General features: G+C 62.6%; 16 protein-coding genes and 1 pseudogene. 5 read left to right on the forward strand and 12 right to left on the reverse strand.

Annotated elements, in window-relative coordinates:
• Window positions 1-2: 2 nt before the first annotated feature.
• Window positions 3-974, reverse strand: a complete 972-nt coding sequence (locus NKH41_RS08405; protein WP_352686079.1) for an SDR family oxidoreductase — start codon at window positions 972-974, stop codon at window positions 3-5.
• 62 nt (window positions 975-1,036) lie between these two features.
• Window positions 1,037-2,134, reverse strand: a complete 1,098-nt coding sequence (locus NKH41_RS08410) for an FAD-dependent oxidoreductase (RefSeq protein ID WP_352771069.1) — start codon at window positions 2,132-2,134, stop codon at window positions 1,037-1,039.
• Between the two features lie 80 nt (window positions 2,135-2,214).
• Here NKH41_RS08410 and NKH41_RS08415 point away from each other — a divergent pair, with 80 nt between their 5' ends.
• Window positions 2,215-2,577, forward strand: a complete 363-nt coding sequence (locus tag NKH41_RS08415; protein ID WP_352771071.1) for a hypothetical protein — start codon at window positions 2,215-2,217, stop codon at window positions 2,575-2,577.
• A gap of 93 nt (window positions 2,578-2,670) precedes the next feature.
• Window positions 2,671-3,120: pseudogene (locus tag NKH41_RS08420) on the forward strand (cytochrome c3 family protein); the annotation flags it as partial.
• Between the two features lie 59 nt (window positions 3,121-3,179).
• Here the strand turns inward: NKH41_RS08420 and NKH41_RS08425 are convergent.
• The 3 genes from NKH41_RS08425 to NKH41_RS08435 form a co-directional block, all read right to left on the reverse strand.
• The gene (locus NKH41_RS08425) at window positions 3,180-3,467 is read right to left on the reverse strand and encodes a hypothetical protein (protein ID WP_352449563.1); all 288 of its coding nucleotides are present in this window, start codon (window positions 3,465-3,467) and stop codon (window positions 3,180-3,182) included.
• Window positions 3,468-3,933: 466 nt separating this feature from the next.
• A complete protein-coding gene (locus NKH41_RS08430) occupies window positions 3,934-5,334 on the reverse strand; it encodes a phospholipase D family protein (RefSeq protein ID WP_352932435.1) in 1,401 nt (466 codons plus the stop codon).
• A 63-nt stretch (window positions 5,335-5,397) separates the two neighbouring features.
• The gene (locus NKH41_RS08435; protein ID WP_502895706.1) at window positions 5,398-6,213 is read right to left on the reverse strand and encodes an endonuclease/exonuclease/phosphatase family protein; all 816 of its coding nucleotides are present in this window, start codon (window positions 6,211-6,213) and stop codon (window positions 5,398-5,400) included.
• 182 nt (window positions 6,214-6,395) lie between these two features.
• Here NKH41_RS08435 and NKH41_RS08440 point away from each other — a divergent pair, with 182 nt between their 5' ends.
• Window positions 6,396-6,806 carry a DUF427 domain-containing protein gene (locus NKH41_RS08440; protein ID WP_502898877.1) on the forward strand — a complete coding sequence of 137 codons (411 nt, stop codon included), beginning with the start codon at window positions 6,396-6,398 and terminating at the stop codon, window positions 6,804-6,806.
• Window positions 6,807-6,837: 31 nt separating this feature from the next.
• Here the strand turns inward: NKH41_RS08440 and NKH41_RS08445 are convergent, their stop codons facing one another.
• The 4 genes from NKH41_RS08445 to ku all read right to left on the reverse strand — a co-directional run bounded on the left by NKH41_RS08445 (window position 6,838) and on the right by ku (window position 10,147).
• Window positions 6,838-7,254, reverse strand: coding sequence for an HD domain-containing protein (locus NKH41_RS08445; protein ID WP_352771078.1), 417 nt, complete (start codon window positions 7,252-7,254; stop codon window positions 6,838-6,840).
• Window positions 7,255-7,372: 118 nt separating this feature from the next.
• The gene (locus NKH41_RS08450) at window positions 7,373-7,744 is read right to left on the reverse strand and encodes an avidin/streptavidin family protein (protein WP_352771079.1); all 372 of its coding nucleotides are present in this window, start codon (window positions 7,742-7,744) and stop codon (window positions 7,373-7,375) included.
• A gap of 75 nt (window positions 7,745-7,819) precedes the next feature.
• Window positions 7,820-9,163 (reverse strand): PAS domain-containing HWE histidine kinase family protein, encoded by a 1,344-nt coding sequence (locus tag NKH41_RS08455; protein ID WP_352771152.1) that lies wholly within the window; start codon window positions 9,161-9,163, stop codon window positions 7,820-7,822.
• Between the two features lie 150 nt (window positions 9,164-9,313).
• Entirely contained in the window at window positions 9,314-10,147 is an 834-nt protein-coding gene (gene ku / locus NKH41_RS08460; RefSeq protein ID WP_352771081.1) for a non-homologous end joining protein Ku, read from the reverse strand.
• 119 nt (window positions 10,148-10,266) lie between these two features.
• Between ku and NKH41_RS08465 the strand changes: the two genes are divergently transcribed.
• The gene (locus NKH41_RS08465; protein ID WP_352501155.1) at window positions 10,267-10,731 is read left to right on the forward strand and encodes an NUDIX hydrolase; all 465 of its coding nucleotides are present in this window, start codon (window positions 10,267-10,269) and stop codon (window positions 10,729-10,731) included.
• A gap of 54 nt (window positions 10,732-10,785) precedes the next feature.
• Here the strand turns inward: NKH41_RS08465 and NKH41_RS08470 are convergent, their stop codons facing one another.
• Window positions 10,786-11,388: an alpha-ketoglutarate-dependent dioxygenase AlkB gene (locus NKH41_RS08470; protein WP_352771083.1), complete on the reverse strand. Its 603-nt coding sequence runs from the start codon at window positions 11,386-11,388 to the stop codon at window positions 10,786-10,788.
• 111 nt (window positions 11,389-11,499) lie between these two features.
• Between NKH41_RS08470 and NKH41_RS08475 the strand changes: the two genes are divergently transcribed.
• Window positions 11,500-11,715 carry a KTSC domain-containing protein gene (locus NKH41_RS08475; RefSeq protein ID WP_352771084.1) on the forward strand — a complete coding sequence of 72 codons (216 nt, stop codon included), beginning with the start codon at window positions 11,500-11,502 and terminating at the stop codon, window positions 11,713-11,715.
• A 16-nt stretch (window positions 11,716-11,731) separates the two neighbouring features.
• On the opposite strand, the gene NKH41_RS08480 is transcribed toward NKH41_RS08475, so the two are convergent.
• Together NKH41_RS08480 and NKH41_RS08485 are read right to left on the reverse strand one after the other, a co-directional pair.
• The gene (locus tag NKH41_RS08480; protein ID WP_352771085.1) at window positions 11,732-12,913 is read right to left on the reverse strand and encodes an acetate/propionate family kinase; all 1,182 of its coding nucleotides are present in this window, start codon (window positions 12,911-12,913) and stop codon (window positions 11,732-11,734) included.
• Window positions 12,913-15,324, reverse strand: coding sequence for a phosphoketolase family protein (locus tag NKH41_RS08485; protein ID WP_352771087.1), 2,412 nt, complete (start codon window positions 15,322-15,324; stop codon window positions 12,913-12,915). Before NKH41_RS08485 ends, NKH41_RS08480 begins: the two co-directional genes overlap by 1 nt.
• Window positions 15,325-15,491: the final 167 nt, after the last annotated feature.

Consider the following 15,491-nt stretch of genomic DNA (forward strand, 5'->3'; position numbering starts at 1 on the left):
CGTCAATAGCCGCCCACGATCGGCAATATCTCGCCGGTGATGTAGCTCGAGCAGTGCGGCGAGGCGAGGAACACGTAGGCCGGCGCGATCTCCTCCGGCTGGGCCGGCCGTTTCATCGGCGTGTCAGCGCCAAATTTCGAAACATCGCCGGCTTCCTTGTCCGAGGGGTTGAGCGGCGTCCAAACCGGGCCTGGCGCCACGGCGTTGACCCTTATGCCCTTCTCGACAAGGTTGCCCGAGAGCGCGCGGGTGAAGGCATGAATGCCGCCCTTGGTCATGGAGTAATCGACCAGTTGCTTCGAGCCCTCGATGCCGGTCACTGAACCGGTATTGATGATCGCCGAACCGGGTTTCATGTGCGGCACGGCCTCCTGCGCCATGTGGAAATAGCCGTAGAGGTTGGTCTTCAGCGTCGTGTCGAAATGCTCCTCGGTCAGCTCGCTGAAATCGCTGGAGTGGATCTGGAAAGCGGCGTTGTTGACCAGCACGTCGATCCGCCCAAACTCCTGCACGATCTCAGCCACCGCGTTGTGGCAGTGGTTGCGTGCGCTGACGTCCGCCTTGATCAGGATGCAGCGCCGGCCTTCCGCTTCGACGGCCCTTTTGGTATCTCTGGCGTCCCTATCCTCCGAGAGATAGACGATCGCCACATCGGCGCCTTCACGCGCATAGAGCACGGCCACCGCACGGCCGATGCCTGAATCGCCGCCGGTAATGACGGCCACTTTGCCGTCGAGCTTTTTCGATCCGATATAGTACGGCGCATCGTAAAGCGGCGCCGGCTCGATCGCCCATTCATGCCCCGGCTTCGGCTGGTGCTGCTCGGGGAAGGGCGGCTCGGGATATTTGCGGGCACCGGCCTGCATGGCGCCTTTTTGCCTGCCATTGGATTTGGACTTGTCCTTCTCGTCGATCCGGCGCTGGATGTGCCGTTGCTTGGCGGCCTCGCCGGCGACTTCCGATTTCATCTGCATGGTCATCTCCCTGGCTTGAAACCCAACAACGCATGTCCGGCGAAAAGGTTTATGCGACCACGTCATTCCTTGAGCCCGGCGACACGCTCCAGCAGCGGCCGTTGCAGCAGCGGCAGATGGCCGACGACGCTGAAGGCTGCGTTCCTGACGCCTTGCATGATGCCGTTGTCCGATTGGGCCAGCGACAGGATGCGCTCGCTGAGCGTGATCCACCGTTGCCCCACCGGGTGGCGTTCGCTTGTGTAGCCGGCAAGCGTGCCGTCGACGAAACGCCTGGCGAATGACGCGGCATCCTCGATGCCGAGATTCATGCCGCGCGCCCCTAACGGCGAATGCACATGCGCGGCATCGCCTCCCAGCAAGACGCATGCGGTTTGATAGCGCGGTGCCTGTCGTACCGGAATATGGAAGCGGTCGGCCCGCAACAACCGCGTGATCCGGTAATTGCCGGGGATGCGCGCCAACGCATCCTCGCTGTTTGAAACCGCGCGATAGCGCTTCTCGCCGATCGGGATGATGAAACCGACGTCGCCGTTCCTGTGAAGAAATGCGTGGGCGGCCATCGGCTCATAGGGCCAATCGTCGATGTCGGCGTCGGCAATGCTCCATTGCCGCCGATGCGTGTAGCCATCGAAGCCGATGCCGATGGCATCACGCACCGTGCTTTGCGCACCGTCGGCTCCGAAGACAAGGTCGAAACTTGCCTCGTCACGGCCGTCTGGCGCCTCGATCCGCACCTCGGCCCGGCCTTTGTGCTCGGCCATCCTGACAAATGTGCTTCGCCATTCGACGTCGACGCCGAATCCCTTGAGCGTGTCGGTCATCAGCGATTCGGTGTCGCGCTGCGGCAATGACAGCAGAAAATTATGGCGGTGCGGCAGGATCGAGAAATCGATCTCGCCGAGTGCTCGTCCTTCGAAGTAGAAACGGGCTCGACGAATTTTCAATCCCTCGGCGAGCAACCGGGCAGCGACTTTGGACGGTTCAAGGACGTCCAGGCTATGCGAACTGATGCCGACCGCCTTGGCGAGCGGCGTAGGGCCTTCCTTGCGGTCGATGACGCGAGGTGCAATGCCGCGCCTTGCCAGTTCGACTGCCGCCGTCAGCCCGGTCGGGCCGGCGCCGACGATCAGGATGGAAGCGTCCCGCGAAGCCGTCATCGTCGGGCGTCAGCTTTTTGGCAGTGCGTAGGCAATGATGGCGTCGCCGATCCTGGTCTCCATAAAATGGTGGCTGCCGGGTGCAAGGGTCGCCAGCCAGGTCAGGACGTAAGCCATACACCGGCGGCATTGCCGGCAAGCAGCAGGCTGCCGGCGGCCAGCAGGGCGATCCCGGCGGGCAGATAGTACTAGGATCCGCCCAGCGCGATCAGCCAGGCACCACCCCCTCCGATCAGCAGGCCGAGGATCGTCAGCAGCGCGCCGACGAACATCGTCCACCAGAAGGCAACGCCGGACCGGCGAATGGGATGGGGTGGGGGATGGTCATGATCATGATGCTTATCCGGGTGAAACAGAACGTGACCTCATCCGAACGTATGGAGGGTTCGATGGTTTCCGATCAGCCCGACCAGATGGGCCAGGGCGGGGTAACCATTCTGTGATCTCCGCTGCCCCAGCCGGAACTTACCCACGCAGCCGCAGTTAGGGGTTTTGGGGGGTGAATACGGTTTGCTGGATGCGAAATCGGCGAGGGAATGCCGCAGGTCTTTTCAAGGAGCGCCAACGGCATTTCACGCTTCGCTCTGTGGGGCGCGTGTTTCATGGCGATCTTTGCGGCTCTCGGCGGTACCGCCGTCTTGCGTTCGGACTTCCTCACCGGCGTTGGCCGGCCGTTGGCGCAACCAGTGCCGTTCAGCCACAGGCACCATGTCGGCGAGCTCGGCCTCGACTGCCGTTATTGCCATAGCGGCGTCGAGACTGCGTCATCGGCGGGTCTGCCGGCGACCGAGGTGTGCATGACCTGCCATTCGCAGCTGTTCACCAACGCGGACATGCTGGCGCCGATACGGGCAAGCCTTGCTTCCGGGCAGCCATTGCAGTGGCAGCGGGTGAACAGTGTCCCCGACTTCGTCTATTTCAATCATTCGATCCATATCGCTAAAGGCGTCGCCTGCGAGACGTGCCATGGCGAGGTCGACGACATGGTCGGACAATAGGCCGAAGCGGCGCACCTCGTGATGCCTTGCCTGCGCTCGGACCGGCCTCATACGGCCCGCTTTTGCCCGGCCGCCAGCGTAGAAATCTTTTGGCCGTGGCCGTTGAGTTGCCGGGCCTCGTCCTCGGCTGCGTCTTCAAGCTTGGCGACGAGCAGGTCCTTGAGGTCGCCGACCTCTTCCTCGATGTCTTCGATGGGTACGCCGGCATCGGCAGCCTCTTCCTTGCATTCCCTGGCGAGGATTTCCGCCTCCCTTTCAAGCTTGATCGGAGGCGGCGGCACATGAACGTTTTCGTGGATCCAGTCCTGCAAGAATTCTATCGCACTATCACTCATGGCGCTCACCTATAGCGGCAACCTGTAGTGCACATTAACGTACGTGCTGCAAAATGGATGCTTGGCAACGCCGGATTTCGAATAGCGATACTTGACGATAGCGTGATCGCAGTAGGGGATAGAGCTTCTGCAGCCAAATGGATTATCGGCGTCGCGGAAATGCGGCTAGCCAGACAGTCGGAGCGGGATCATTCTGCCCTTAGGACGTATTGCGCCGCCGCGCCGGTGCTGCTCGATTAGGATCGCCTGACGGCCGAACAGCGTCATCCGCAGCAGCCGGTCGTGCCGGCCACTCGGCGGCGCGGTCGGCGCGCATTTTGCGTTTATGCGCCATCCAGAACGGCAAGAGCTCAGCAAGAAAACTGTATATCGTGGTCTTCATCGGCATGCTCCGGACACGGGTTACAACTCGTGATCCCCGAGTTCCGTTCCGACAAAGAGTTCCGTTCCGACAAATCCGTCGCTTCTACAATTGCGATTCGATCGGCAGGCACCCGACCAGCGCTGCAACGATGCGCCGATAGAGACTGGCCTCCGGTTCACGCGAATATTGCCGCATCTCGCCATCCGCCATGCCGAGCCACCGCAAGGCGCCTTTGTCCAGGACCAGCTGATAGCTCGTCTGCGGTGACTTTTCGTGCTCGAACAGCCGGCGCAACTCCATCACCAGATTGGTATCATGGAAAAGCACGCCCATTTCCGCATTCAACGACACCGAACGCGGATCGAAATTGAAGGAGCCGACAAACCCGAGCGTATCGTCGACCGTGAAGGCCTTGGTGTGGAGGCTGGCTCCCTTTGAACCGAAAACGGAAATGTTGGCCTGGCGGTCGAAGGGCTGTAATTCGAAAAGCTGGATACCTTTTTTAAGCAGCTTGCGGCGGCATTTGGCATAGGCGCCGTGCACGGCGGCGACGTCCGTCGCGGCGAGCGAGTTGGTCAGGATTGCAACCTTGACGCCACGATCCACCAGCTTCGACAGGATGGCCAACCCGGTGCGGCTGGGGATGAAATAGGGCGAGATAATTTCGAGGCGCTGCCTGGTCGCCGCGATAGCGGGAAGCAGCTCTTTGGTCAGCCAGTTCCTGCGCCGCTTGCCGCGCACCTTTTCCGGCGGATCGGAAATGACGCGAACGCCTTTCGTCCAGCAGACGTCGCTCTGCGCTGCAATGAACTCCGTGATCGTGCGCCAGGCACTGAGGCTGTTCAAAAGCTGGCCGTCTGCGGTCGCATCGAGATTGTCGAGGAAATCGGCGCGCGAGCCCACCGCAGCCGGGTTGAGCAGCTGGATCGGCTTTGCCGCCTCGCAATTCCAGAACGCCTCGAATATCTGCATCGTCTGCCCTACGGCAGGACCGAGAAGCAACAGGTCGAGATCGCGAAAATTCGTCTCCGCAGCGTCGAAATAGGCAACGCCGATATTTCTTCCGCCGACGATGGCCAAGCCCTCATCGGCGATCCAGGCCTTGTTGTGCATGCGGCGGGTCATCGCAAACAGCCGGGCGACCATCTCCAGCGAGCGAAAGATGCTGCCGTTCCTCATGCCGCTGGGGTTGAACAGCCTCAGCTCGATGTTCTTGTAGCTGTTGAGCGCCAGGTAAGCAGCGTCGCTGTTGCGCGGATTGATATCGTCCAGCAGCATGCGGACGCGGACACCGCGCTCCGCCGCCTTGACGACCTCCTGCATCAGCAGCCGGCCGCTATGGTCGTCGTGCCAGAGATAGTACATCAGGTCGAGGCTGCTTGTGGCACTGCGCGCAGCAAGGATTCGCGCGGCAAACGCGTCATAATTGTCGGCGATCAGCAGCAGCCCGCTATTGCCGGCAGCGATCTTGTCCCGGGCAAACCGCGAGATGGCTGTATCCATGAAGTGCACCGATAAACATCAGCGAAGCAAACCGTCTGAAATCTGACTAACAACCCTTCAGGTTCATTCTGGTTGCAGCCGCGGCTGCCGTATCGCGTCCAGGTTCAGCCGGGCCTTGATCGGCAGATGATCGGAAGCCCGCTGCGCCAGCGGCGTCTTGTGCACCTCGATGCTGGAAATCAGGTGCGGCGGCCTGGCCAGGATGCGGTCGAGCGCAAACAGCGGAAAGCGCGACGGAAAGCTCGGCAGAACCGCATCGATCGGACCGAAATGCGGCAGCAGGGCCAGCAGCGAAGACCTGTTGCGGACGCGCCATTCGTTGAGGTCGCCGAGCAGGATTGTTGGCCGCAGAACCGGGTGCGTGGCTTCGACAAGTGCGTTGACTTGCTGCGAGCGCGAGCGCCGCAGCAAGCCGAAATGCGCGGCTATGATCCTGAGCGAGACGCCCTTCAGCTCCAGGTCCGCGATGACCGCGCCGCGCGGCTCGAGGCCGGGCAGCCGGATCTGGTTCACGCTTTCGACCACGCCGCGCCGCGCCAGGATCAGATTTCCGTGCCAGCCATGGCTGCGGCGGTTTTCCGGGACATGGGTGGGGACGAGGTCGCTGTCCCGCTCGAGCGCCGCGAGATCCAGCAATCCCTGCCTGCTTCCGGTTCTTTCGTCGGCCTCCTGCAAAGCAACGATGTCGGCGTCGAGTTCCTTGACCACGGCCGCGACCCGCTCCGGATCGAACCTGCCATCGGTGCCGACGCATTTGTGCACATTGTAGGATGCGACCGTGGTGCACGAAATTTCATTGCCGGGTGCCGTAAACCGCGGCACTTCCCTTCGCAGCGCAGCGCCAAGCGACCTTGGAAGGGTAGGCGATCGATCCAGCATGTTATCCATTTGCTGTTGAGTCGGTGAGTGGCGGCCATTGCGATTATGGCGCGTGCGGAGGTCTGAAACAACGACGACCTTGCAGAACCGTTCCACCACCCGGGCTCGGCGCGCCGGCGGTCTGGAACCCTGACGGGCAACAACACGTTTCGGAAAAGCAGCGCAGTCAACGGAGAAGTCGAATGCAGTCCTTAGCCGCAGATTCCGCCCCCCGCCCAGGCCCGCTCAGGATTGTCCCGTTCGATGGAACCGTGACCGTCCGGTTCTCCGATGCCATTATTGCGTCGAGCGAGCGGGCAAAGCTGCTCTATGAAGACGGCCATGATCCTGTTTTCTACATACCCTTCGAGGACATCTATTTCGACCTTCTGGAGAAGACGAACACGACGAGCCACAGCCCGCTGAAGGGCACGGCAAGCTATTGGCGGGTTCATGCGGTCGGTTCGTCGGCAGAAGACTTCATGTGGGCCTACGAGACGCCCGACACCCCGGCATTGGCGATCGCCCGCCACGGTGCGTTCGATCCCGGCAGGGCGCGGATCGACGCCGATCCCGCGGAAGACAAGCGACACACGCCGCACGTCACCGAGTAGACCCACATCGGCGACAGCCGCCAGCGGTCCGTCAGCTCGCGAACTCTTCTCTGAGGATGCGCAAGCCGTCTTCGTATTTCGCCGTCGAGGCCCCGATCTGCCGTGCCTGCGATAGATTGTCGGCAAGATCGGCGCGCTTGACAGGCAACGCCAGCGGGTTGGCCGCAGCCCTGCGAACGAACGCGGCATCGTCCTCGTTCGGCAGCCGCGTCATGGCGTCGACGGCGGACACGATGGACGGCCCGAACCCGGCCGCCTCAAGCCGGTCGCGGTTCCAGCCGTCGCTTTTTTCGATGACGTCGTGAAGATAGGCGATAGCTTTCTGGTCGAGCGTTTCGACGGCATCGACGACCCGGCGGCAATGTTCGATATAAGGCCGCCCTGTCCTGTCCGTCTGCCCGGCATGAGCCTGTTCGGCGATTTTCGCTGCGCGATAAAGCACGCTCATTGGGTCGACCCCGTAACGAACAGCGCATGTCCTGGCGCACCAACGCGCCATCGTCGGTGCGAGTTCCTACGCGCCGCGGGACCCTGCTGCCTCACTTGCGAGCGGCGGGCGCGACGCGTCAGGACACGCGTTCAAAACTGTCGAGGCTGGTTCCAAAGGCGCGCCAGGCGGGCAGTTTCCTGGCTCGGGCCGGGGCACCTTCCTTTTCCGCCGACAAAGCGGCATCCGCAACGGTGTGCCACAGCATCTCCAGCTTCCCGTTCCTGAGGATGCCGGTATAGCTCACCGCCGCGGCTCCGACCCGCCCTTCGGCCGCGCAGGTGAAGCCGATGACGTCTCCATGGCAGGCTCCGAACAGCGGCAACGTCATGCCGAAAAAGGCGCTGTCCTCCAGCGCCGTCCTGAAGGTTCCGCTGATCCGTCCGCCCTCTTCGCTGGTCAGTTCGACCACCGACCCGTACTGGTTTTGCCAGGTGCCCAGCCAACTCATCGCTGCTCCTCCTGATTGCTACCAAAGGGATTGCGTTGCCAGACGGCCGCCAAGCCGCGGCCGGTGTAGCGGCCTTCAATCAGCCGCGATGCCAGCCGTCGACATCTGCACGAAGCGTAGCGGCGCTTCCAGCGTCCAGCTGATGCCGTGCCTGGCGAATTCCAGGCGGCCGGTGCCGCTGAGCGCCTGCGGCGTGACGCGTTTGAGCACAACCGTTCCGAACCCGCGTCGCGTGTTTTCATCCACCAATGGCCCGTCCAGTTCCCGCCAGACAAAGCGGAAGCCATCGCTGCCGTCGGCGGCTGGCGTCACGGTCCATTCGACCTCGACCCGTCCGTCATGGTGCGACAGCGCTCCGTGCTTTACCGAATTCGTGGCCAGTTCGTGAAAGGCAATGCCGAGATATTGCACGGCGTTCGGCTGCAGCATGATCATCGGCCCGCTCACCGACAGCCGGGCCTGTGTCGCGAAGGCCTTGGTCTGGGCATGGATCAATTCGCCGATGGTCGCGCCACGCCATTCCGCATCGACCAGGAGGTCGTGCGATTCCGAAAGCGCCATGATGCGTTCCCGGACCCGTGAAAGGAAGGCCTCTGGCGTCCCCGCCAGCTTGCTGGTCTCGCGGATCATCGAGACGATCACCGAATACTGGTTTTTAACGCGATGGTTGACTTCGCGCATGAGTGTGCGGATGCGCCGTTCGCTTTCCTTGTGGGGGCTGATGTCGCGCGCGATCTTGGAGGCGCCGATGATACGCCCGATGCCGTCGCGTATCGGCGAGATGGTGAGCGAAACCGGAACCAGGGTGCCGTCCTTGCGCTGCCGGATAGTCTCGTATGAAGGAATCCGTTCGCCGGCGCGAATGCGGCTGATGATCATGGCTTCCTCATCCAGGTGGTCGGGCGGGATGAGGATCGTCACCGGGCGCCCGATCGCCTCGGCGGGCGTATAGCCGAACAGGCGTTGTGCCGCGTCGTTCCAGCTGGTGATAATGCCGTTCAGGTCTTTGGACACGATGGCATCCATCGAGGATTCGACGATGGCGGCGAGCCTTATGCCGGCGTCGTCGGCCAGCGTCTGCATGCGCAGGTCGAGAAGGGTGTTGATGGCACCGACAACCTCGCCGGCTTCATTGCGAAGCAGGACCGGATGCGCACTGAACGGGATGAACTGGCCGTCCGGCCGCTCGGCGATGGCTCGGCCCCCACGAACGTCCCGCTCCTCGAGCAAGGCAACGGCCATTGGACACTCGTCATGCGTCATCGGTCGCCCGTCGAGGTGGCGAAGCTTCCATGACCCGCACCAGCGATCCTGGCCGATAACCGGACGATATTCCCAAAGATCGGCAGCGGCCTCGTTGAAGAAGGTGATGTAGCCCTGTCTGTCGGTGGTGTAGACAGCCACAGGCAACGCCTGCATCAGATCGGCGGAAGAAACTTGCGGGATTCCGCCAGTCCTTAGTTCAACGACGTCCACCAGTCCCCCGCTCCGCTTGGATTGCCGACGGATTGCTACGTCATCTAAATGCGCGCGAGCGTTTTCGGTTCCGTTCGATCTGCTTTCGGACATTCAGGCCGATTTGCGTTTCGCCGCCGCCCTCAGACTTTTGTTCGGAGCCTTGCCGCCCTCCTGCGCCAGGCTCTTGCGCAGAACATCGGCGAGATTGACGACGTTCGTCCTCGGCTCGGGTGCCGGCTTGGGCGGTTTCTTGCCCTTGCGCTTGGCGTCGATCATCGCAACCAGCGCCTGTTCATAAGTGTCTTCGAACTTCGACGGGTCGAATTTGGCCGGCTTCTTGTCGATCAGCAGTTGCGCGATTTCCAGCATCTCGGGATCGACCTTGCGAGCCTTCAGCCCTTCGAACACCGCGTCCGCCGCGACCACTTCATTGTGGTTGCGTAGTTCCGTCATTACCATGCCCTTGCCAAGCGGCTGGATCAGCACCTCTCGGCCACGCTGGTACAGCACGACGCAGGAGCGGGCTGCCACTTTCTTCCTGGCCATGGCGTCCCGGATCACCGCGAAAGCCTCCGTGGAGGGCGCGTCGGCCGGAACCAGATAATAGGGTTTTTCGAGGTAGCGTGCGTCGATTTCGGCGGCGGGCACGAACTCGCCGATCTCGAGCGTATGCTGCGATACCATCTTCAGTTTCTTGATTTCGTCCGGCTCTATATGGATGAACTCGCCCTTTTCGACCTCATAGCCTTTTACCTGCTCCGCCGCCTCGACCGTGTCGCCGGTCTCCTCGTCGATATAAGCGCTCTTGACCGGGAGACCGTCCTTGCGGTTCAGGATCCTGAAATGCACTTTCTCGGCCTCGCTGACGGCGCCGATGATCTTGACGCCACAGGAAACCGATCCGACTTTCATAAAGCCCTTCCAGGCAGCTCGCGGCGTCGCCATGTCGATCACTCATTTGTCGAACGGACGGAACGGCTGCGAGCCGAAATCGTTCCGCCATGGCAGGCTGTTCCATATGCCGGCCCGGACGTTCGTTTCAGTTTCGTCAGGGGAATAGCGGGATGGCCCAACGCAGCGCAGGATTGCTCATCTTTCGCCGAAGGGAAGGACATCTCCAGGTCTTGCTGGTGCATCCGGGCGGACCATTCTGGGCGAAGAAGGACGACGGCGCATGGTCGATCCCGAAGGGCTTGGTCGACGAGAACGAGGACGACCTGGCGGCAGCAAAACGCGAGGCCGAAGAGGAGCTAGGCGTCGCCATCGATGGCGTTTTCGAACACCTTGGCAGCTACAGGCAGCCGGGCGGCAAGCTCGTCATCGCATGGTGCGTCGAGGCGGATTTCGACAGCGACGCCATCAACAGCAACACCTTCGTCATGGAATGGCCGCCAAGGTCCGGCTCGATGAAGGAATTTGCCGAAGTCGACAGAGCGGGCTGGTTCTCCCTGCCTGAAGCCAACCTCAAGATCCTGAAAGGCCAGCGCGCCATGCTGGCGGAGTTTGCCGGTCGGCATGGCGACGGATGAATTTGTTTCAGCCCAGTTCTTAAGGGCAGTGCTCGGGCTTGCTCCCGCTCTGCTTTAAGCGCGTTGCGGCCGCAGCGTGCGCAACGTGATCGAATAGCGGTGCTCGGCAACCGGCGGAATGCTGTGCTCCCATTCGTTGCGCGCAGCACCCGTCATCAGATAGGCCGATCTTGGATCGACGGTGACCGTCTTGCGGTCCCATCGCGTGCCGTTTTTCCGGCGCAGGCGGAAGCTGCAGGCGGCCAGCAGCGAAACGCCGGCGACCGCCTCGAAATGAGGCTTGTCGCGGTGCCAGCCGATACCGGCGCCCGGCCGGTACTCGTTGATCAGCACCTGCACGAAGGTTTCGGCGGGCAAGCGGGCAAAGGCTGCAACCTTTTCCCTGAGCGGCAGCAGAAAGCCGGGTATCGGCGGTGCCTCGACGACTTCGCCCCGGTCGTAATCATAACGCTGCCCAAAACCGACCACCCGCCGGTTTGCCAGATGGCCATAGAAGTCGAAGGGCTGAAAAGGCAGGGTTGCGAGCTGGCTCGCCAACGCTGCCTCCTCGTCCGGCGTGATCACTTCGGGCTGGTAGCGGAATCCTTCCGGCAGGTCGTCGGCGGCGGCAAAGAGATCGCCCTGGCGGGCTGCAGCCGATGTCTTGAGCGGTGGCATCAACCGTATTTGGTGAAGCCGGCCCGTAGCGGCAAGGCTGCTCCGGCAGGAAGGAACCTCGCTCTCCGTGCAGGGTTATTCACACGACGGCGTGGATTGGACCTGTTGAGAATGCCTTCAACTGCGATCAGAAGCATCGATTACCAGCCGGCGACGAGGGTACTCTCCGTATGGTTCGTCCCGAGCGGAAACCGCTATGATTACGAGGACGTGCCGCCGCAGGTCCACGCGGCATTCCGCAAAGCCTCGTCGAAGGGCCGGTTCTTCAACGCGCATATTCGCGACCGGTACAAATACCTTCTGGTCGAGCAGAGCCATTCGAGGTGAGCCGAGGCCATCCGCCTCAGCCGGGCCCCTCCATCACCTTGCGCGTGTGGCGGGCGATCACACCTTCCTCGTCGGTCGCCACGACGCGGACTTCCACTTTGCTCTCCGCCTGGCTCATCAGCGCGGCATGAGAGCTGTTGGCGGCCTCGTCGATCGCCACGCCGAGCCAGTCAAGCCTGTCGCAAATCGCTTTACGGGCCGTGGCCGAGTGCTCGCCGATGCCGCCGGTGAACACCAGGCATTCCAGCCCGCCCAGCGTGTTGGCGAGGGCGGCAACTTCCCTGGCGGCGCGGAAGGCGAAAAGCTCCACCGCTTCGCGGGCCCGGCGGTCGTCGCTGGCCTCCAGCGTGCGCATGTCGCCGGAAATGCCGGACACGCCGAGCAGCCCAGATTCCTCGTAGAGCATGTCTTGCAGCGCCTCTCCGGAAACGCCTCTTTCCAGCAGCAGGTACAAAAGCACGCCCGGATCGATGGCGCCGCAGCGTGTGCCCATGACCAGGCCATCAAGCGCCGAAAAGCCCATCGTCGTATCGACGCTTCGCCCGTCGCACATGGCGCACAGGCTCGCCCCGTTGCCGAGATGGGCGACGATGGTTCTTTTCGCCGCCAGATCGGGCGATATCTGCTTGAGCCGGCCGGCAACATATTCGTAGGAAAGCCCGTGAAAGCCGTAGCGGTGGATGCCGTCTGCCTCATAGCGGCGCGGCAGCGCAAAACGGCTGACCAGAGGCTCGATGGTCCGATGGAAGGCGGTGTCGAAGCATCCGACCTGCGGCAGGTCGGGCCGCAGCGCGGCAAGCGCCCGGATTGGTGCGAGGCTGCGTGGCTGGTGCAATGGCGCAAGCGGGGTCAGCCTGTCGAGAGCCTCGATAACTGTCGGCGTCAGGCGGACAGGTTCGACGAACACGCGTCCGCCATGGACGATGCGATGGCCGGCGGCGATCAACTTCCTTCCGCCAAGTTCGTTCTCGATCCACTGCAGCATCTGGCCGAGGCCCATGTCGCGTGATGCGTCCGCGGCAAGTGGCCGATCGCACTGCAGCTCCCCATCGGCGGCTTTCGCGGTCAGCCTTGGCGCATCGCCCAGATCCAGCGAACCGCGCGAGGCAAGATCCGGCTCGGCGGACGCTGCAAGGTCGTAAAGTCCGAACTTGATGCTGGACGAGCCGGCATTCAACGCTAGGATCGATCGTCGCATCAATCGCCGGCCCTCGTCGCGCCGTCCTGTGGCCAGGACCATTTCTGGATCTCGGGCATGTCCTCGCCATGTTCGCGGACATAGGTCGTGTGCTCAGCCAATTTCCCGTGCAACGCCGCGGCAACATCCTTCGCCCGCTCGGCCAGCCCCGGCACGCGCGCGATCGCGGCGAGTGCCAGATGATAGCGGTCGAGCTGGTTGAGCACGACCATGTCGAACGGCGTCGTCGTCGTGCCTTCCTCGCGAAAGCCGTGCACATGCATGTTGTCGTGGTTGGCGCGCCGGTAGGTCAGACGGTGAATGAGATAGGGATAGCCGTGATAGGCGAAGATGACCGGCTTGGCCCTGGTGAACAGTGCGTCGAATCTGTCGTCGGCAAAGCCATGCGGATGCTCGGAATTCGACTGCAAGATCATCAGGTCGACGACGTTGACGACGCGGATCTTCAGGTCCGGAATGCCCGAGCGCAGGATGTCGGCTGCGGCAAGCGTCTCCAGTGTCGGCACGTCGCCGGCGCAAGCCAGGACCACGTCCGGTTCTTCGCCCTTGGCAACCGTCCCGGCCCATTCCCAGATGCCGGCGCCGGCCTGGCAGTGCGCTTCCGCGTCCTCGGCGGACAGCCATTGCGGCGCCGGCTGCTTGCCGGCGACGATGACGTTGATGCGGTTGTAGGTTTTCAGGCAATGGTCGGTGATCCACAGCAGCGTGTTGGCGTCGGGCGGGAAATAGAGCCTTACCGTGTCGGCCTTCTTGTTGGCGACGAAATCGGCAAAGCCCGGGTCCTGATGGCTGAAGCCGTTGTGATCCTGTCGCCAGACATGCGAGGTCAGCAGGTAGTTGAGCGAGGCGATCGGCTTGCGCCAGGCAAGTTCGCCGGAGGTCTTCAGCCATTTGGCGTGCTGGTTGACCATAGAATCGACGATGTGGACGAACGCCTCGTAGCACGAGAACAGGCCGTGGCGGCCGGTCAGCAGATAGCCCTCCAGCCAGCCTTGGCAAAGGTGCTCGCTGAGCACTTCCATGACGCGGCCGTCACGGGAAAGATGGACGTCGTAGGGCTCGATCCGCTCCATCCAGATCCGATCCGTGACCTCGAACACGTCGTCGAGGCGGTTGGAGGACGTCTCGTCGGGTCCCATCAGCCGGAAATTCCTGGCCTCGGCGTTCAAGCGGATCACATCGCGAAGATAGCTCCCGACGGTCCGCGTCGCCTCCCCGACAGTGCCGCCCGGACGCGGTACGTCGAGCGCCAGGCCTTTCCAGTCGGGAAGCACGAGGTCTTGTTTCAGCAGGCCGCCATTGGCGTAGGGGATTGCGCCCATGCGTCTTGACCCCGTGGGCGCCAGCGCCGCGAGCTCCGCCAGGAGATGGCCGCCTTTATCGAACAGTTTTTCCGGCTCGTAACTGCGCATCCAGTCTTCCAGGATCTGGCGGTGCGCCGCATCGCCGCGTGCATTCGACACCGGCACCTGGTGCGAACGCCAGAAATCCTCGACTCGTCTGCCGTCGACCTCTTTCGGCCCGGTCCAGCCCTTTGGGCTGCGCAGCACGATCATCGGCCACAGCGGCCGCTCTCCCTTCCAGCCCGCGGCTCGTGCGGGCTCCTGGATGGAGTGGACCCGGTCGAGCACCGTATCGAGCGTGCGGGCCATCTCGCGATGCATCGCGGCAGGTTCATGACCTTCGACAAAAAAGGTTTCGTAGCCATAGCCGAGGAACAGGCTGCGCAACGCCTCGTCTTCCATGCGGCCGAGGATCGTCGGGCTGGCGATCTTGTAGCCGTTGAGATGCAGGATCGGCAGGACGGCACCATCGGATGCCGGATTCAGGAACTTGTTGGAATGCCAGGCCGCGGCGAGCGGGCCGGTCTCGGCTTCGCCGTCGCCGACGACGCAGGCAACGACAAGGTTCGGATTGTCGAAGGCGGCGCCGAAGGCATGGACCAGTGCATAGCCGAGTTCTCCGCCTTCGTGGATCGAGCCGGGCGTCTCCGGAGCCGCGTGGCTCGGCACTCCGCCGGGAAACGAGAACTGCCGGAACAGCTTTCGCAGGCCGCCTTCGCCCCTGCCGACCTCGGGATAGATCTCGCTGTAGGTGCCCTCGAGCCAGGTGTTCGCGACCATTGCCGGGCCGCCGTGACCCGGACCGCAGATGAACAGGACATCGAGACCACGTTCGCGGATAATCCGGTTCAGATGCACATAGATGAAATTGAGGCCGGGCGTCGTGCCCCAATGGCCGAGCAGCCGCGGCTTGATGTGCTCGGGCCGCAAGGGCTCGCGCAAGAGCGGATTGTCGAGCAGATAGATCTGGCCAACCGAGATGTAGTTCGCGGCGCGCCAGTAGCGGTCCATCAGATCGATCTGGTCAAGGCCGGTCATGTGCGTAGTGGTGCGGGCCTCGTCGTTCATGGAAATGCCTCCGGAATACACTCGTCCGTCGTTATCTGGAGTGGCGTCGCGTCGGAGAAAGGATTTGCCTCGAAATAAGTTTGGGCGGCGCGGCCGGCGCCCGCTTGTCGATCCTGCAACGCGCCTCGCCAGACAAAAGCGGGTCGGTCTTTTGGGGAACCTCGGGG

Source organism: Mesorhizobium sp. M1169 (genome assembly GCF_040318345.1).
Lineage (GTDB): Bacteria > Pseudomonadota > Alphaproteobacteria > Rhizobiales > Rhizobiaceae > Mesorhizobium.